The 17,239-nt window shown below is 62.9% G+C and carries 15 protein-coding genes; 9 read left to right on the top strand and 6 right to left on the bottom strand.

The genetic code is table 11. The features are described from left to right. Positions 1 to 58 precede the first annotated feature (58 nt). Together NKJ91_RS03460 and phaC are read right to left on the bottom strand one after the other, a co-directional pair. Positions 59 to 1,282, bottom strand: a complete 1,224-nt coding sequence (locus NKJ91_RS03460; RefSeq protein WP_352454657.1) for a YcbK family protein — start codon at positions 1,280 to 1,282, stop codon at positions 59 to 61. Positions 1,283 to 1,498: 216 nt separating this feature from the next. Continuing rightward, positions 1,499 to 3,334, bottom strand: a complete 1,836-nt coding sequence (gene phaC, locus NKJ91_RS03455) for a class I poly(R)-hydroxyalkanoic acid synthase (protein ID WP_352454460.1) — start codon at positions 3,332 to 3,334, stop codon at positions 1,499 to 1,501. Positions 3,335 to 3,431: 97 nt separating this feature from the next. Between phaC and NKJ91_RS03450 the strand changes: the two genes are divergently transcribed. The 5 genes from NKJ91_RS03450 (at position 3,432) to recJ (ending at position 9,461) form a co-directional block, all read left to right on the top strand. Beyond that, positions 3,432 to 3,818: a hypothetical protein gene (locus NKJ91_RS03450; RefSeq protein WP_023678887.1), complete on the top strand. Its 387-nt coding sequence runs from the start codon at positions 3,432 to 3,434 to the stop codon at positions 3,816 to 3,818. Between the two features lie 40 nt (positions 3,819 to 3,858). Next, a complete protein-coding gene (locus tag NKJ91_RS03445) occupies positions 3,859 to 5,076 on the top strand; it encodes an LL-diaminopimelate aminotransferase (protein WP_023678886.1) in 1,218 nt (405 codons plus the stop codon). Between the two features lie 40 nt (positions 5,077 to 5,116). Continuing rightward, positions 5,117 to 6,430 carry a homoserine dehydrogenase gene (locus tag NKJ91_RS03440; protein ID WP_352454459.1) on the top strand — a complete coding sequence of 438 codons (1,314 nt, stop codon included), beginning with the start codon at positions 5,117 to 5,119 and terminating at the stop codon, positions 6,428 to 6,430. A gap of 202 nt (positions 6,431 to 6,632) precedes the next feature. Next, the gene (gene glpX, locus NKJ91_RS03435; RefSeq protein ID WP_352454458.1) at positions 6,633 to 7,616 is read left to right on the top strand and encodes a class II fructose-bisphosphatase; all 984 of its coding nucleotides are present in this window, start codon (positions 6,633 to 6,635) and stop codon (positions 7,614 to 7,616) included. Between the two features lie 60 nt (positions 7,617 to 7,676). Beyond that, positions 7,677 to 9,461, top strand: coding sequence for a single-stranded-DNA-specific exonuclease RecJ (gene recJ, locus NKJ91_RS03430; protein ID WP_352454457.1), 1,785 nt, complete (start codon positions 7,677 to 7,679; stop codon positions 9,459 to 9,461). Between the two features lie 18 nt (positions 9,462 to 9,479). On the opposite strand, the gene NKJ91_RS03425 is transcribed toward recJ, so the two are convergent. From NKJ91_RS03425 to folE, 3 genes are all read right to left on the bottom strand, one after another. Further along, complete coding sequence (locus tag NKJ91_RS03425) at positions 9,480 to 10,451, bottom strand: patatin family protein (RefSeq protein WP_352454456.1); 972 nt, start codon at positions 10,449 to 10,451, stop codon at positions 9,480 to 9,482. Positions 10,452 to 10,535: 84 nt separating this feature from the next. Then, the gene (gene hisI / locus NKJ91_RS03420; RefSeq protein WP_352454455.1) at positions 10,536 to 11,006 is read right to left on the bottom strand and encodes a phosphoribosyl-AMP cyclohydrolase; all 471 of its coding nucleotides are present in this window, start codon (positions 11,004 to 11,006) and stop codon (positions 10,536 to 10,538) included. 10 nt (positions 11,007 to 11,016) lie between these two features. Further along, on the bottom strand, positions 11,017 to 11,679 hold the full coding sequence (gene folE / locus NKJ91_RS03415) for a GTP cyclohydrolase I FolE (protein ID WP_023678880.1): 663 nt from the start codon (positions 11,677 to 11,679) through the stop codon (positions 11,017 to 11,019). A 240-nt stretch (positions 11,680 to 11,919) separates the two neighbouring features. Here folE and NKJ91_RS03410 point away from each other — a divergent pair, with 240 nt between their 5' ends. Beyond that, positions 11,920 to 12,366 (top strand): iron-sulfur cluster assembly scaffold protein, encoded by a 447-nt coding sequence (locus NKJ91_RS03410; RefSeq protein ID WP_352454454.1) that lies wholly within the window; start codon positions 11,920 to 11,922, stop codon positions 12,364 to 12,366. On the opposite strand, the gene NKJ91_RS03405 is transcribed toward NKJ91_RS03410, so the two are convergent. Then, a complete protein-coding gene (locus NKJ91_RS03405) occupies positions 12,363 to 13,277 on the bottom strand; it encodes a LysR substrate-binding domain-containing protein (protein ID WP_352454453.1) in 915 nt (304 codons plus the stop codon). The genes NKJ91_RS03410 and NKJ91_RS03405 overlap by 4 nt on opposite strands. Positions 13,278 to 13,603: 326 nt before the next feature. Here NKJ91_RS03405 and yidD point away from each other — a divergent pair, with 326 nt between their 5' ends. The 3 genes from yidD to thrS all read left to right on the top strand — a co-directional run bounded on the left by yidD (position 13,604) and on the right by thrS (position 17,093). Continuing rightward, positions 13,604 to 13,990 (top strand): membrane protein insertion efficiency factor YidD, encoded by a 387-nt coding sequence (gene yidD, locus NKJ91_RS03400; protein WP_502903550.1) that lies wholly within the window; start codon positions 13,604 to 13,606, stop codon positions 13,988 to 13,990. A gap of 146 nt (positions 13,991 to 14,136) precedes the next feature. After that, a complete protein-coding gene (blaOXA, locus tag NKJ91_RS03395; protein WP_352454452.1) occupies positions 14,137 to 14,952 on the top strand; it encodes a class D beta-lactamase in 816 nt (271 codons plus the stop codon). 167 nt (positions 14,953 to 15,119) lie between these two features. Then, the gene (gene thrS / locus NKJ91_RS03390; protein ID WP_352454451.1) at positions 15,120 to 17,093 is read left to right on the top strand and encodes a threonine--tRNA ligase; all 1,974 of its coding nucleotides are present in this window, start codon (positions 15,120 to 15,122) and stop codon (positions 17,091 to 17,093) included. Positions 17,094 to 17,239: the final 146 nt, after the last annotated feature.

Here is a 17,239-nt window from a genome sequence, read left to right as displayed (position 1 = left end):
TTGCGGCATGATGCAACGCCGCCGAAGGGGAGCTTCGCAGTGCTGGAAGAAGCTCGCCCTAGCCGCGCCTGCGGCAACGCCAGTTCCAGTCGCGCTCGGGGCCGACATCGACATGAACGGATTCGGTGTGGCAGTAGGTGCCGACGCCACCGCGGCCCGGCATGGTGCGGATGTAGCTCGCCAGTTCCCATTTCGAGACGCCAGGAACCTGGATGTCGGCGGCGGCGCAGTACATGTGCAGCGAATTCTTGGCGCCGTTGGCGCGGCGGTTGCGGGCTGGGTCGCGATAGCCGGAGGTGACCGTCATCTTGCGGCCGTAATGGCCTTCGATCGTCTTCAGCACGCGAACCAGCGACGGCTTCAAGCAGGCGACATCGACGCTTTCGTTCTGTTTCAGAAGGCCGTTGGGTGCCAGCCGTGCGAGGCCAGCGGCGGAGGCGACCTGGTAGGCGCCACCCGAACCTTCGTCTTCGTTGAGATCGACGTCACTCTCATCGTCGAGGCCGGATTTGCGCTTGATCTCGAACAGCGCCGTCTGGCGCACGCCGGGCAGCGCATCGGCCGTGAAGTGGCTGGTATCGCCCGTCGACACCAGCTGCACCGGCTTTTCAGCCGGATTGGCCGAGGCCAGGGTAACGGTGGGTTTTGCCGCAGGCGTCGCCTTGGCCTGCACGACCGTTGGCTGCCCGCCCGATCTGCTGTTGGCCGGCGATGCTGCCGAAGCGGGGGTGGCGCTGAACAGCGAGGCCAGGAAATTTTTCTTCGGTGCGTAGGCCTGTGGCTGCGGCATCTCGCCGGCGGTCACATAGACCGGGTTTTTCATCGCCGGCGCTGCGGCCTTGGCGTCGGGCTTCGATGCATCAGCACTGTTCTGTGCCACGGCCTGATCGGCCGTCTGGGCGTTTGGTTGCAGCGGCTGCGGCGTGTGTCCCGCGATCGTCCCGGCTGCCGTGGGAACGGCGATCGGGAAGCCGGCATCGGGCTTGGCCCCTGGCTTGGCCACTGGCACATAGGCCACCTGCTCGGGAAGGTTGGCGTCACCGTCGGCATTCATCGTCATTTGTGCGGTTGTCATCTGCGACGATGATGCGGCCGTGCTGGCCTGGGGCGCACCGGCGACCGTGCTGATTTCGGTAGCCGAGGTATTGTAGCCTGGCATGCCGACCGACATGGTCGGGTCGCCGGCCGAGGTGCAGGACGCCAGGAGCACCGAGAAAAGCGCCGCCACAATGGCGCGGCTTTCTCCCTTCGCGAGGCGCGATCCTGCTGATCTCAAAACAATATTCCCCCTCGATATCCGACCGGTTCGTCATTGGCGCGGCGTCGAAACGTCTCGTCGAAATGACCCTTGTTCCCCGAACCGGAAACGAGACCTGTGTCAAATCTGCAAGCCTCAAAGTACTTTGGCGGCTAGAGGATGAATCAAGGCTGCTCAGGGTTGACGGCACCATTTCGCCCGCTTTTGGCGGCGCGTCAACTCACCACACATTACAGATGGTTACACGCGCACCTTGACATAGGTGCCGGGGGCTTCGCCTAGAACTTGCATATGCTCGCCCGGTTTGCGGGCCGGTACGCGGGTATTGTCCTTGGCTTCGATCCAGCGTTGCCAGTGCGGCCACCAGGAACCGGGATGGTCGGTGGCCCCGGCGAGCCACTGGTCGAAGTCGCCGGCCGGCTTGCCGCCGGTCCAGTAGTGATATTTCTGCGCTGCCGGCGGATTGACGACCCCGGCGATGTGGCCGGAGCCGGCCATGACGTAATCGACCTCGCCGCCGAAATATTTCGAGCCGAGGAATACCGACAGCGCCGGCGCGATATGGTCCTCCTTAGAGGCGAGGTTGTAGACCGGCATGGTAACGTCCTTCAGCGAAACCGTGCGGCCCGCCAGTTCCATCATGCCTTGCGAAAGCCTGTTCTCGAGATAGCAATTGCGCAAATAGAAAGAATGGTTGGCAGCGCCCATGCGGGTCGAGTCGGCATTCCAGTACAGCAGGTCGAAGGGCAGGGGATCCTTGCCGCGCATGTAGTTGTTGACGACATAGGGCCAGATCAGGTCGCCCGAGCGCAGCATGTTGAAGGCGGTCGCCATCTTGGTGCCGTCGAGATAGCCTTTTTCGTTCATCGCCTTTTCGACGGCCGCGACCTGTTCCTCGTCGACGAACACTTTTAGATCGCCGGCATAGGTGAAATCGACCTGGGTGGTGAAGAAGGTGGCGGATTTGATGCGGTGGTCGCCTTCCTGCGCCATCAGCGCCAGGGCCGCCGCCAGAAGCGTGCCGCCGACGCAATAGCCGATGGCGTTGACTTGCCTTTCGCCGGTGGCCTTTTCAATCGTGTCGAGGCCGTATTGCAGGCCCTCCCTGATATAGGCCTCCCAGCTCTTGGCGCCATGCCGCTCGTCCGGGTTGATCCAGGAGATGACGAAGACGGTGTGGCCTTGCTCGACTGCCCAGCGAATGAAGGATTTTTGCGGGTTGAGGTCGAGGATGTAGTATTTGTTGATCCATGGCGGGCAGATCAGCAGCGGCCGCTTGAGCACGGTGTCAGTCGCCGGCTCATATTGCAGGATCTCGGCGACGTCGCTGCGGCCGACCACCTTGCCGGGCGTGGTAGCGAGATTCTTGCCGATCTCGAAAGGCGAATAATCGGCCTGCCGCAGCCTCAGGTCGCCCTTGCCGGCGGCGATGTCCTCGGCAAGCATCTTCATGCCGCGCACCAGGTTTTCGCCGTTCGAGGCGACAGTCTCGCGAAACAATTCCGGATTGGTCAGGATGAAATTCGACGGCGAGATGGCGTTGGACACCTGCCTGACATAAAAGCTGGCCTTATGGCGGGTGTGCTCGTCCAGGCCGTCGGCGTGCTCGACCAGTTCGGCCGCCCAGCGCGAGGTGACCAGATACGCCTGTTTGAGGAAATCGAAGAAGGCGTTGCGGCCCCATTCCGGGTCCTGGAAACGCTTGTCGCCGCGCTCGGGCTTGACCGCGTCCTCGGCGTCCTCGGCGCCGGCGCCGATGCGCTGGACGGCGTTGGCCCAGACGGTCATGTAGCCGGAAAACAGCCGCGTTTGCGCCTCCAGCGCGCGCTGCGGGTCGGAGAGCCAGTACTCGGTGAGCTTGGAGAACGTCTTCACCATGTCGACGACCGGCTCGGCGACGTGATCGCGCACCTCGCCCTTTTCCCGCGGCTCGGCCCATGCCGAGGCGGCCTTGCCGGCCTGCTCGATCATGCGGGCCATGTTCAGGGCGAAGCGTTCCGGGTCCTTCACCAGATATTGCTCGACGGTCGAAGGTTGGTCATCTTCCGCTTTGCCCGAATCGGGTGTTTTGGACATGGTTCGCGGGGTTCCTCCCGAAGCGTTTTGTTGACATATTACCATGGGATATCGAACAGGGTCCAATGTGCTCTAACCCGGCCGCCAGGAAAACAATATGACGATTAATATTGGCAAGAACGTTTTTTCCGGCACTGGTCGTTTTTGCCGCATGGCGCTCGTCCTGTTGGCGATGGCCGGTTGCACGAGCAGCAACATAGAAGGTGCAGCGCCCGCCACCGGCCTTGTCGGCGCGAAGGACACCGGTTCCTATCCGAACCTGAACATCCGGCCGCAGGTGGCGGCCGAGCAATTCACCGACGAGGAAAAGAACGCCAAGCTCGCCCAACTGAAGGCCGAGGAGCAGAGCCAGGCCGCCAAGGGCGGCGGCGTCAAGGTTGCGGACCAGGCAGCGCTGGACCAGCTGGCAAAAAAACACGGCGCCGAGGCGCTGAAGCAGATCGAAGGCAAATGCGACCCCGCTCTCGACCCTAGTTGCAAATAAGCTTATACGCGCGACCGCAACCTCACTGTCTGGAACTGCCATGGAAGAATTTCACAAGGTCCGCCGGCTTCCGCCCTATGTCTTCGAACAGGTCAACCGGCTGAAGGCCAGCGCCCGTTCGCGCGGCGCCGACATCATCGACCTTGGCATGGGCAATCCGGACCTGCCGACGCCCAAGGCCATCGTCGACAAACTCTGCGAGGTGGTGCGCGATCCGCGCACGCACCGCTATTCGTCGTCGCGCGGCATTCCGGGCCTGCGCCGTGCCCAGGCCAACTACTATGCCCGCCGCTTCGGCGTGAAGCTCGACCCGGACAGCCAGGTGGTGGCGACGCTCGGCTCGAAGGAGGGCTTTGCCAATATGGCGCAGGCGATCACCGCCCCCGGCGATGTGATCCTTTGCCCTAATCCGACCTATCCGATCCACGCCTTCGGCTTCATCATGTCGGGCGGCGTCATCCGCTCGCTGCAGGTCGAGCCGGACGACGGCTTCATCCCGGCCCTGGAGCGCGGCATCCGCCATTCGATCCCGAAGCCGCTGGCACTGATCCTCAATTATCCGTCCAATCCGACGGCACTGGTCGCTTCGCTCGATTTCTACAAGGAGGTGGTGGCCTTCGCGAGGAAGAACGACATCATCATCCTGTCGGATCTTGCCTATTCGGAGATCTATTTCGACGGCAATCCGCCGCCTTCGGTGCTGCAGGTGCCGGGCGCCATAGACGTCGCCGTCGAGTTCACCTCGATGTCGAAGACCTTTTCGATGCCGGGCTGGCGCATGGGTTTTGCGGTCGGCAATGAACGGCTGATCTCGGCGCTGACGCGAGTGAAATCCTATCTCGACTACGGCGCCTTCACGCCAATCCAGGTGGCGGCGGCGCATGCACTCAACGGCGACGGCGCCGACATCGCCGAAGTGCGCGACGTCTACCGCAAACGCCGCGATGTCATGGTCGACGCTTTCAGCCGCGCCGGCTGGACCATTCCCGCACCGGCGGCTTCGATGTTCGCCTGGGCGCCGATCCCGGAGCCGTTCAAGCACCTGGGCTCGCTTGAGTTCTCCAAGCTCCTGATCGAGCACGCCGACGTCGCGGTGGCGCCGGGCGTCGGCTTCGGCGAGCATGGCGACGATCACGTGCGCATCGCGCTGGTCGAAAACGAGCACCGGATCCGGCAAGCGGCGCGCAACATCAAGCGCTTCCTCGCATCCAGCGCCAAGCAGCCGAATAACGTCGTGCCGCTCGCCGCGCATCGCTGATTTTCTACACATCAACCGACTGAATGGGGCGTCGCCGGATATGGCTGAAGCGTTGCGTGTTGGAATTGCCGGGCTCGGCACCGTCGGTGCGTCGGTGGCCCGCGTGCTGCGCGACAAGGCGGCCGAACTGACGCGGCAGTGCGGGCGCGACATCGTCGTGTCGGCGGTTTCGGCCCGCGATCCCAAACGCGACCGCGGCGTTGATCTTGGCACAGCACAGTGGTTCGACGACGCCGTCAAGATGGCGCAGACCGCCGAGATCGACGTCTTCGTCGAGCTGATCGGCGGCGACGAAGGCCCATCACGCTCGTCCGTCAAAGCGGCGCTCGAGGCCGGCCGACATGTCGTCACCGCAAACAAGGCGTTGCTTGCCAAACACGGGGTGGCATTGGCCGAGATCGCCGAGAGGAAAGGCGTGCTGCTCAATTACGAGGCGGCGGTGGCCGGCGGCATTCCGGTTATCAAGACAATGCGGGAGGCGATGGCCGGCAATTCGGTGACCCGCGTTTTCGGCATCCTCAACGGTACCTGCAACTACATTCTGACGCGCATGGAAGCCGAGGGCCTGTCTTTCGATGCCTGCCTGAAGGATGCGCAACGGCTGGGCTATGCCGAAGCCGACCCGACCTTCGACATCGAGGGTCACGACACCGCGCACAAGCTGTCGATCCTGACCAGCCTTGCCTTCGGCACGAAGATCGCCGCCAACGATATCTACATGGAAGGCATCTCCAACATCAGCCAGGCCGACATCCGCGCGGCCGGCGATCTCGGCTACCGGATCAAGCTGCTTGGCGTCGCCCAACGCACCGAAAGCGGCATCGAGCAGCGCGTGCACCCGACCATGGTGCCGACGGCCTCGGTCATCGCGCAGGTGCACGGCGTCACCAATGCGGTGGCGATCGAAACCGACATCCTCGGCGAATTGCTGCTTTCCGGCCCTGGCGCCGGCGGCAACGCCACCGCGTCGGCGGTGATCGGCGACATTGCCGACATCGCCAAGAGCCGGCCTGGCTTCCAGCATGGTCCGGTCTTCGGCCGGCCGGCGAAGGAATTGAAGCCTTACAAGAAAGCGCAGATGCGCAGCCATGCCGGCGGTTATTTCATCCGGCTGACCGTACACGACCGCCTCGGCGTCTTCGCGGCAATAGCCAAGCGCATGGCCGACAACGACATTTCGCTGGAATCGATCGTCCAGCATGCCGCCGGGCCGGAAACCGAGGCACAGAAGACCGTCATCCTGGTGACCCACGAGACGACCGAGGCGGCGGTGCGCAAGGCGGTCGACGGCATCACCAGGGACAGCCTTCTGACCGACAAGCCGCAAGTCATCCGCATCGAGCGGGCCGGATAGCAGTCTCACATTTTGCGTTTAATCGATTGATATTGCTGTGCTTTCAAAAAGGTCCAGCGCAGGTCTTGCTGTTGTCACGGGGCTTTGACACAAGAAGCGCGTCTCTGGCGGGAGGCTAATGCATGTCGCCCAAAAGTGGGCAGCGGTTTTGGGACAACGACATGCATAATAAAAACAAAGTGCCAACGAGGATTGTCCATCGATGAATGTGGCCCAGAACATTGTCGCCGGCCTCGACCGGATACTGACCATGGAATTGGTGCGCGTCACCGAACGCGCCGCGGTCGCGGCCGCCAGATTGCGCGGACGTGGCGACGAGAAAGCCGCCGACCAGGTCGCGGTCGATGCCATGCGGCAGGAGCTTAACCGTCTTGCCATCAACGGCACGGTGGTGATCGGAGAGGGCGAGCGCGACGAGGCGCCGATGCTCTATATTGGCGAGGAGGTCGGTACCGGCAAAGGCCCGGCTGTCGACATAGCGCTCGATCCGCTCGAAGGCACGACGATCTGCGCCAAGAACCTGCCCAACGCATTGGCCGTTATCGCCATTGCCGAAAAAGGCAGCCTTTTGTTCGCGCCGGACGTCTATATGGACAAGATCGCGATCGGCCCGGGCTATGCCGACGGCATCATCGACATCGATGCCTCGCCGGCCGAAAACATCGCCAGCCTGGCCAGGGCCAAGGGCGTGCCGGTGGCGGAGATCACCGCCTGTATTCTCGACCGGCCGCGCCATGGCGCCTTGATCGAAGCCGTGCGGGCGACCGGAGCCGCAATTCGTCTGATCGGCGATGGTGATGTCGCCGGGGTCATCCATACCACCGACCCGGACGAGACCGGCATCGACATCTATCTCGGCACCGGCGGCGCGCCGGAAGGCGTGCTCGCAGCTGCCGCCTTGCGCTGCACCGGTGGCCAGATGCAGGGCAAGTTGATCCTCGATACGCCGGAAAAGCTGGCGCGCGCCGCCAAGATGGGCATCTCCGACCCTAAACGGATCTACCACACGCAAGACATGGCACGCGGCGACGTGCTGTTTGCCGCGACCGGCGTCACCGGCGGCAATATGCTGGCCGGCGTCAAGTTCGGCCGCAATTTCATCACCACGCACACGATCGTCCTGCGATCGTCATCGCGGACCGTGCGCGAAATCAAGGCCAGGCACCAGGATCTGGAAAAGTTTTGATTTCGACTCAGTTAGCCGTTGCATACTGTGCGCAATGACAAATTGCAGACGGCGCGTCACGTGACGGGGGAAAGACGCTTTTTCCTCGATGTCAGGCAGTCGGCCACCGGCGTTTCCTGGGAACACCGGCTGACCGAGCGTCAGGACATGGCCGCGCTCGCCATCGCGCAAGGGTATGGCGTGCCCGATATCGTGGCACGCGTGCTGGCCGGGCGTGGCGTCACCGCCGAGCAGACCGAGCAGTTTCTGGATCCGACCATCCGCAACCTGCTGCCCGACCCGGCATCGCTGACCGACATGGACAGGGCCGCCGCTCGCATCGCCCAGGCGGTGATGGCCAGAGAAAAGGTGGCGATCTTTGGCGACTACGATGTCGACGGCGCCGCCTCGTCGGCGCTGCTCAAGCGCTTTCTCGCGCATTTCTCGGTGGCGTCGGAGATCTACATACCGGACCGCATCTTCGAGGGCTACGGCCCCAATCCGGAAGCGATGCGCGAACTCGTTTCGCGCGGCGCGACGCTGATCGTCACCGTCGATTGCGGCACCAATAGTGCTGCTTCCATCGACGCGGCGAAGGCCGTCGGCGCCGACGTCGTGGTGCTCGATCACCATCAGGTCGGCGGGCCGTTGCCGGCGGCGGCTGCGGTCGTCAACCCAAATCGCGAGGACGACCTTTCCGGCCAAGGCCATCTTTGTGCCGCCGGCGTCGTCTTCCTTTGCCTGGTGCAGACCGCGAAGATCCTGCGCGGCCGCTTGCCCGATGCCGCACCGCCGGACCTGCTTGCCCTGCTCGATCTGGTGGCGCTGGGCACAGTCTGCGACGTGGTGCCGCTCACCGGCGTCAACCGCGCCTTCGTGGTCAAGGGGCTGCAGGTGGCGCGGCAGCAGAGAAACGAAGGGCTGGCGGCGTTGGCGCGGGTCTCGCGTATAGGCGAGCCGATCAGCACGTTCCATCTGGCCTTTCTGATCGGTCCGCGCATCAACGCCGGCGGGCGCATCGGCGACGCAGCACTTGGCAGCCGCCTGCTTGCCACCGACGACCCGGTCGAAGCCCGCACCATCGCCGAGACGCTGGATCGGCTCAACCAGGAACGGCAGTCGATGGAGCAGGAGATGCTGGCCGCGGCGCGCTCAGAGGCCGACGCCGAGCTTGCCGGCGGCAATGGTCCGGCCATCGTGGTCACAGCCAGCAGCAACTGGCACCCGGGCATTGTCGGCCTGCTTGCCTCGCGGCTCAAGGACCATGCGCGCCGGCCCGCGTTTGCCATCGCCTTCAACGCCAATGGTGTCGGTACCGGTTCAGGCCGTTCAGTGTCTGGCTTCGACCTCGGCCGGCTGGTGCGCGAGGCCGCCGATGCCGGGCTGATCGTCAAGGGCGGCGGCCACGGAATGGCGGCCGGCATCACTGTCGAGCGGGCGAAGCTCGGCGAACTCAGGGCTTTCTTCGAAGAACGCGCGGCGGTGGATGTATTCCGGCTGCAAGGCGAGGAGAGCCTGGCGATCGACGGTGCGCTAGCCGCCGAGGGTGCCACGCTTGGGCTGCTCGATGCACTAGAGAGGGCAGGGCCGTTCGGCGCTGGGCATGTCTCGCCGGTGTTCGCGCTGCCGCGTCACCGGCTTGTTGATGCGCGGGCGGTCGGCACCAACCACATCCGCGCCGACCTGCAGTCGGAAAGTGGCGGCCGCATCCAGGCGATCGCCTTTCGCGCCCTCGATACTGCGCTCGGCGAATTCCTGTTCAAGAACAGGGGCAAACCGGTGCACGTCGCCGGCTCATTGTCGGGCAATCACTGGAACGGCAACCGCACGGTGCAGTTCCGCATCGTCGACGCGGCGCTTGCCTGAGAGCTCTGACCGCTCGGCCTAGGCGAGGACGGTCTGCAGCCGGGTCAATTCGCCGATTTGCGCCATCGTTGCCTGGTAGCCGATACGGATCGCTTCGTCTGCGCGGTGGAATTCGGTCAGGCCGATATGGCTGAGCTTCGGCTGCAGCGATATGTCCGGCGGATCGCCGGCCAGTCTGGCGCGCGAGATGCGGTCCTGGATGATGTTGAAGGCTTCGACCATGACGCCGGTGATGCCGAGCCGTGTCTCGCGCGACTGACGTTCGGGATCGGCGTGGCCGGCCCTCGGCGCGTCTTTCTCGACGACCAACTCGCCGGCATTGTGCTTGATCACAGCGGCGCGGCCGAACAGATCGTAGTGAAGGTTCACCGCAACCACGAGCGGCTGCTCGTAGGCGCGGCAGACCGAGACCGGCACCGGATTGACCAGTGCGCCATCAACCAGCACGCGCCCATTGCAGGCGACCGGCTCGAACACGCCGGGCAGCGCGTAGGAGGCGCGCATTGCGGTACTCAACGAGCCGCTCGACAGCCAGATTTCATGGCCGGTACGGATTTCGGAAGCGACGCAGACGAACGGTTTTGGCAGGTCCTCGAAGCGGATGCCGGCTATGTGCTCGCGCAGCCGTGCGTCGAGCTTCATGCCACCGAACAGTCCGCTGCCGCGTAGATTGAGGTCGAGAAGGCCAAAAATGCGCCGCCTGGTCAGGCTGCGCGCGAATTCTTCCAGCTCGTCAAGCTTGCCGGCAACATAGCAGCCGCCGACCAGCGCGCCGATCGAGGTGCCGGCGATCATCGACACTTCGATGCCGGCTTCGTCAAGCGCGCGCAGCACGCCGATATGCGCCCAGCCGCGCGCACAGCCGCCGCCCAATGCCAGCGAAATCCCTGTTTTGCCCGGAGATTTGGTTTCGGATGCGCCCGCGGCCGAGGAGAGGCCATTGGCCTCCCGAACGTCAGGTCTGTTGCGCAATGACGCCCAGTCGAGCATCACAATCTCCCTTGTCCCACGGCCATCCTATAGGCGGGCCGTATCGAAATCATGAATATACGTGGCTGAAGTGCTGCGAATGGTTCATATTGATGGTGTATTGCGCTTTTGATACGTTTTTTCCGCATCGAACAGCGGCTTGCTGCCGTCGCTGGCAAGTGTCCCTTTGCCATCGCTCAGCCCCACCGTCCGATAAAAGCATGAACGTCGGCCGGTGTGACAAGTTGCTTGGTGACCCAGCACTTTGACGCGCAACCATATCGCGTCCTGGTCACAATCCGTGAGCATCTCGACAACCTCCTGGACATTGCCCGAGGTTTCGCCCTTCTTCCACAGCGCGTTGCGCGAACGCGACCAGTAGTGCGCGAGGCCGGTCTCGAGCGTCAGCGCCAGTGCCTCGGCATTCATGTGCGCGACCATCAGCAGCATGCCGTCTTCGGCATCGGTGACGACGGCGGTGACGAGGCCGCCGGCATCGAAGCGCGGCGAAAGGACCGTGCCTTCCTCAAGCGCCTTCTTGTCTGAGGGAGCTTTCGGGAACTCCAATGCCGACATTCGCCGGTCCTTATTTAACTAAGGTGGGGCGGGTCTGATCAGTTCCGCCGCCGCGCACCATGGTGACGAAGCGGACCTGCTCTTCGGGTGTATCCTTGAAGACGCCGGTGAAGGTCGAGGTCAGCGTGGTGGAGCCCTGTTTGCGGATACCGCGCATGGCCATGCACATATGCTCGGCCTCGAGCATGACGGCGACGCCACGCGGATTGAGCACGTCCTGGATGACCCCGGCAATCTGCGCCGTCATCGCTTCCTGGGTCTGCAAGCGATGGGCGAAGATGTCGACGACGCGGGCGATCTTGGACAGGCCGACGACCTTGCCGTCCGGCAGATAGCCGACATGCGCCTTGCCGATGATCGGCACCATGTGGTGCTCGCAATGCGAGTGGAACGTGATGTCCTTGACGATCACGAGGTCATCGTAGCCGGCGACTTCCTCGAAGGTGCGGCCGAGTTCCTCGGCCGGACACATGTCGTAGCCGTTGAACATTTCGCGGAACGCCTTAGTGACGCGCTTCGGCGTGTCGATCAGACCCTCGCGGTCAGGGTTGTCGCCGGTCCAGCGCAGCAAGGTGCGCACCGCGGCTTCGACTTCGGCCTCGCTTGGCCGGTCGGTGACCGGCTTTTCCATATAGGCCGACTGCGGCATGAGTTTCTTGATAACGGCGTCCATAAAGGCGTCTCCCGTAGTTCCTCTCTTAGGAGGAACGAGTTGAACGGACCACGACCTTTCGGGTGTTAGAAACTCGCCCGGTTTCCAGCCCGTAAGTGGCGTGAACAGATTTGGGCACGACGAGGTTTGTGGTCGCCTTGTCGATACCCGACTACCGCCATTATATATGTTCGTGCCGAGCGAAAGGAAGACGCCAGAGCGGCAATCGCTGTTCGCTGGGCGGCGACGGATTGGAAAAATATGATCGACGATGTCTACAATGCGAAAATTCTGGGTTTTGCCGGAAATATCGCACGGATCGGCCGGCTCGACCGGCCCGACGCAACCGCACGAGCACATTCCAAACTGTGTGGCTCGACGGTGACCGTCGATCTGAAGATGGATGACGGCGTCATCAGCGATTTCGCGCATGACGTGAAAGCCTGTGCGCTTGGCCAGGCGTCGTCTTCGATCATGGCGCAGCACGTCGTCGGCGCCAGTGCAGAAGAATTGCGCAGCGTGCGCGAGACGATGCTGAAGATGCTGAAGGAAAATGGCCCGCCGCCCGAAGGCCGCTTCGCCGACCTGAAATACCTGGAGCCGGTGCGCGACTATAAGGCGCGCCACGCCTCGACCATGCTGACCTTCGACGCAGTGGTCGACGCGATCGGCCAGATCGAAAAGAAGCGGGCGGAAGAGGCGGCTTAAACCTTGGCGAGAAAACGCCGGCTTTCGGCGAATTCCGCCCGGACCCAGTCGGCAAAAGCCCTGGCCGGCTCGGAAAGGTCATTCAGCCTTCTGGCCACTAGCCAATAGGCGCCCGACGCGACGTCGATGTCGAAAGGCTTGATCAGCGCGCCGGACGCAAGTTCTTCGCCGATCTGCAAAAGATCGCCCAGCGCGACACCATGTCCAAGCAAGGCTGCCTGCTTCGAAAGCGAAGCATCGGCCAGCATCGGGCCGCGCGCAGGCACGGCATCAGCCGTCACGCCCGCCGCTTCGAACCAGCGCGCCCAAGCCTGACGGTTTTCTTCGTGCAGCAATGTATAGCGACCAAGGTCGATCGGCTTTTCCAGAGCTGGGCCGGATGCAAGAAGTGCCGGCGACAGAACTGGGGAATCGACGACCGCGGCAAGCTGTTCGGCTTCGCTGCGTGGCCATGAGGTGGCGTGCGCACTGAAACGTAGGGCAAGTTCGGGCTGATCGCTGCGAAACTCTATCAACCTCGGGTCGACCTCAAGGGAAACGTCGATGTCGGGTCGCAACTCGCGAAACCGGTTGAGCCGCGGCACCAGCCATACGGATGCGAGCGATGGCTCGACGCTGACACGTACCACGGACTGCGTCGGGGCCGCCGTCAATTCCGAAAGCAGCCTGTCGATGCCCTCGAAACTTCTGACCAACTGGTCGTGCAGCCGCCGGCCGGTGTCGGTCAACTCGACGCGGCGATGATGGCGGAAGAACAAAGGTTGGCGCAGGAAGGTTTCGAGCTCGCGGATCTGTCGGCTGATCGCCGCCTGCGAAACATAAAGCTCCTCGGCCGCACGGCTGAAGCTCAGGTGACGACCGGCTGCTTCGAAGCTTCTGAGAGCCGTCAGGGGGAGGTGTCCGCGCTTCATTCGCATAACTCAGAGTTATCTGACGTGGACGTTATACTCGTTTGAAGAGCAAGGCCAGCGGCGCTCTAATCGGTGCTCAAGGAGTGCCGCCATGATCCAGTTTCTCAACGTTCTGGGCGATGTCCTGCGGATCGCGACGTTTCAGTGGTACGACGAGAAACCGCATAGGGATTGGTGCGAGGAGAGGCCGCCGACCAGCGTCCCCGTATGTCGAAGGCCGACGCCCGACCGCTACCCGGTTCGCCGTACCAGGCCATGACCGGATTGCCGGAACGGCATTGCCTTCCTGGCCCGATTCGCACATCTATCGCGTAGGGAAACGCGATGTGGAGACTGCGGTGGTCGGCCAACATCGGCAAGCGCACGGCGCCAGACCGATTCGACAAGGACGCAATTGGCCCGGCCCGTGGCGCAAGACGCCGGGCCGCGTCTTCGGCACGTCGCTTGTCCGACTCTACCAGCTGACGCTGTCCGGCTTCGTCGGCAATTCCTGCCGGCATCTGCCGACCTGTTCCGAATACGCGCACGAAGCGATCGCCCGCCACGGGCTGTGGGCCGGCGGCTGGATGGGGTTTTTCCGGGTGCTGCGCTGCGGACCGTTCGGCACGCACGGCATCGACCGGGTGCCTGAGGCACTGGCTGATCGCTACCTCTGGTTCACGCCATGGCGGTACTGGCGGATCGGGAAAAAACGCGGCGACCTGGACAGTTGACCGCAGCTGTGCGGTGCACAAAGGGATCGCTTTTTACGATCTGGTAGGGTTAACCGCAGCTTGCGCTGACATAGCGCATTTGAGACAAAATCGAGACAAGACATCTCGCTAAGCCGCTCCTGACACCCTTCAGGAGAGATTACCAAATGCGCCGGATAGATCGTCTTCCCTTCGTTTTCGCCGTGGTTCTCTATGTCCTGGCGTGGCTGATGGGTTTTCCGATCCGTGCGCAATCGGCGCCGCTCGGGGACGTCGAATGCACGCTGATCGTCGACGCCGCAAGCGGCGAGACGCTGTATCGCCAAGGGACCTGCGATCAACGCTTCAGCCCCGCCTCGACATTCAAGGTTCCGCTGGCGCTGATCGGCTATGATGCTGGAATCCTGAGCGACGAGCATACGCCAAGCTGGGAGTACAAGGCAGAGTTCAATGCCCCGAAACGGGACCGCAAGACCGTCGACCCGACGATCTGGGAAAGGGATTCGGTCCTTTGGTTCTCACGCGAGATTACGCGCCGGCTCGGCAGCAAACAGTTTGCCGGCTATGTGTCCAGATTGGACTATGGTAACACCGAAGTCTCCGGCACTGCCGGCAAGAATGACGGCCTCACCCATTCCTGGGTGAATTCTTCGCTCAAGATATCTCCGGTCGAGCAGGTCGATTTCCTGCGCAAGCTGCTGGCGCGGAAACTGCCGGTCTCGGACAAGGCCCATGCGATGACCAGCGCGATTGTCCCGACCTTCCGGGCAGGCGGCTGGACGGTGCAGGGCAAGACTGGAACGACCAGGCTCGGCGACAGCGCCGACAAGCGCTCGCTTGGCTGGTTTGTCGGCTGGGCGCAGACCGATGCTCGCAAGATCGTCTTTGCCCGCCTGGTAGTCGATACGAAACGTTCCGACACGCCAAAGGGGCTCAAGACGCGGGCGATGTTCCTGAAAGATCTGCCGAATCTCCTCAGGTGATCTACATCCGGCTTTACGGCGCCGAAAACTGCCCATAAAAGACCGCTCGCCGCCGGACGCATCCGGCTCTTACTGATGCATGTCGTAGCCCCAAAACCGCTAAGCAGTCTTGGGCGACATGCATTTCACCACCCGCGCTCGTTTGCGGGACTGGATAGGAGCATCTTATGCTGAATTCCGTTTCCCTGACATTTCCCGATGGTTCCGTTCGCGATTACGACGCGGCGATGACCGGCGCCGGCCTGGCGGAATCGATCTCGAAGTCGCTGGCCAAGAAGGCCGTCGCCTATTCGATCGACGGCACAGTGCGCGATCTTTCCGACCCGATCGGCAGATCGGCCAAAGTCGAGATCATCACCCGCGAGGACCCGCGTGCGCTGGAGCTCATCCGCCACGATGCAGCCCATGTGCTGGCCGAAGCCGTGCAGGAACTTTGGCCGGGAACGCAGGTGACCATCGGGCCGGTGATCGAAAACGGATTCTACTACGATTTTGCCCGCAACGAGCCGTTCACGCCCGACGATTTCCCGGTGATCGAGAAGAAGATGCGCGAGATCATTGCGCGCAACAAGCCGTTCACCAAAGAGGTCTGGTCGCGCGACAAGGCGAAAAGGATCTTTGCCGACAAGGGCGAGCGCTACAAGCTCGAGCTGATCGACGCCATCCCAGAGGATCAGGATCTCAAGATCTATGCGCAGGGCGAATGGTTCGACCTCTGTCGCGGTCCGCATATGGCCGCGACCGGCCAGATCGGCAGCGCCTTCAAGCTGATGAAAGTCGCCGGTGCCTACTGGCGCGGCGATTCGAACAACCCGATGCTGACGCGCATCTACGGCACCGCCTGGGCCGACCAGGCGCAGCTCGAAGCCTACCAGACGATGCTGGAGGAGGCCGAGAAGCGCGACCACAGGAAGCTCGGCCGTGAGATGGACCTGTTCCACTTCCAGGAGGAGGGCCCCGGGGTCGTGTTCTGGCACGCCAAGGGCTGGAGGATGTTCCAGAACCTGGTCAATTATATGCGTCGCCGCCTCGACGAACAGGGCTATCAGGAGGTCAACGCGCCGCAGGTGCTCGACAAGAGCCTGTGGGAGACGTCAGGCCACTGGGGCTGGTACCGGGACAACATGTTCAAGGTGACGGTTGCTGGCGACGACACCGACGACGACCGGGTGTTTGCGCTGAAGCCGATGAACTGCCCCGGTCACGTCCAAATCTTCAAGCACGGGCTGAAATCCTACCGCGATCTGCCGGTAAAACTTGCGGAATTCGGCAATGTGCATCGCTATGAGCCGTCCGGCGCGCTGCACGGGCTGATGCGCGTGCGCGGCTTTACCCAGGACGATGCGCACATCTTCTGCACCGAGGAACAGCTCGCCGACGAGTGCATCAAGATCAACGATCTGATCCTCTCGACCTATGCCGATTTCGGCTTCGACGAAATCACCGTCAAGCTGGCGACCCGCCCCGAAAAACGGGTCGGCACCGACGCGATGTGGGATCATGCTGAGGGCGTGCTGCAGGACGTGCTCGACAAGATCGCGGCGCGGTCGGGCAACCGGATCAAGACGGGCGTCAATCCGGGTGAGGGCACGTTCTACGGGCCGAAGTTCGAATATGTGCTGAAGGACGCCATCGGCCGCGACTGGCAATGCGGCACCACGCAGGTTGATTTCAACCTGCCGGAACGGTTCGGCGCCTTCTACATCGGCTCGGATTCGGAAAAGAAGCAGCCGGTGATGGTGCATCGCGCCATCTGCGGCTCGATGGAGCGTTTTCTCGGCATCCTGATCGAGAATTATTCCGGCCATTTCCCGCTCTGGTTCGCGCCGCTGCAGGTGGTGGTGGCGACGATCACTTCCGATGCCGACGATTACGCCCAAAAGGTCGTTGCGCAGCTGAAGGCGGCGGGGCTGATCGCCGAAGCCGATCTGCGCAACGAGAAGATCAACTACAAGGTCCGCGAGCATTCGCTGGCCAAGGTGCCGGTCATCCTCGTCTGCGGCAAGCGCGAGGCCGAGGAAGAAACGGTCAATATCCGTCGTCTCGGGTCGCGCGACCAGGAATCACTCGGCCTCGCAGCCGCCGTGAAGCTGCTTGGCGACGAGGCGGTGACACCCGACCGCAAGCGCCGCGCGGCCTGAACCAGTCGACCAGCAACGAATGGCGGTGGAGCGATCCACCGCCATTTTCATATGCCTGTCACGCCGCGAGCCTATCCGGCAAGATCGATCGACGTGCGCATCGGCGACGTGCTGGAGTGGGACGAACTGGAAGCCGCTGCGCGACC

The organism is Mesorhizobium sp. M0040 (assembly GCF_040323505.1).
Lineage (GTDB): Bacteria > Pseudomonadota > Alphaproteobacteria > Rhizobiales > Rhizobiaceae > Mesorhizobium.
This window is presented reverse-complemented; position numbering and strand designations above follow the sequence as displayed.

Bases quoted from the DNA above. Each gene is read 5' to 3' on its own strand.
- phaC (WP_352454460.1), bottom strand. From the start codon at position 3,334: ATGTCCAAAACACCCGATTCGGGCAAAGCGGAAGATGACCAACCTTCG.
- NKJ91_RS03450 (WP_023678887.1), top strand. From the start codon at position 3,432: ATGACGATTAATATTGGCAAGAACGTTTTTTCCGGCACTGGTCGTTTT.
- NKJ91_RS03445 (WP_023678886.1), top strand. From the start codon at position 3,859: ATGGAAGAATTTCACAAGGTCCGCCGGCTTCCGCCCTATGTCTTCGAA.
- NKJ91_RS03440 (WP_352454459.1), top strand. From the start codon at position 5,117: ATGGCTGAAGCGTTGCGTGTTGGAATTGCCGGGCTCGGCACCGTCGGT.
- glpX (WP_352454458.1), top strand. From the start codon at position 6,633: ATGAATGTGGCCCAGAACATTGTCGCCGGCCTCGACCGGATACTGACC.
- NKJ91_RS03425 (WP_352454456.1), bottom strand. From the start codon at position 10,451: ATGCTCGACTGGGCGTCATTGCGCAACAGACCTGACGTTCGGGAGGCC.
- hisI (WP_352454455.1), bottom strand. From the start codon at position 11,006: ATGTCGGCATTGGAGTTCCCGAAAGCTCCCTCAGACAAGAAGGCGCTT.
- folE (WP_023678880.1), bottom strand. From the start codon at position 11,679: ATGGACGCCGTTATCAAGAAACTCATGCCGCAGTCGGCCTATATGGAA.
- NKJ91_RS03410 (WP_352454454.1), top strand. From the start codon at position 11,920: ATGATCGACGATGTCTACAATGCGAAAATTCTGGGTTTTGCCGGAAAT.
- NKJ91_RS03405 (WP_352454453.1), bottom strand. From the start codon at position 13,277: ATGAAGCGCGGACACCTCCCCCTGACGGCTCTCAGAAGCTTCGAAGCA.
- blaOXA (WP_352454452.1), top strand. From the start codon at position 14,137: ATGCGCCGGATAGATCGTCTTCCCTTCGTTTTCGCCGTGGTTCTCTAT.
- thrS (WP_352454451.1), top strand. From the start codon at position 15,120: ATGCTGAATTCCGTTTCCCTGACATTTCCCGATGGTTCCGTTCGCGAT.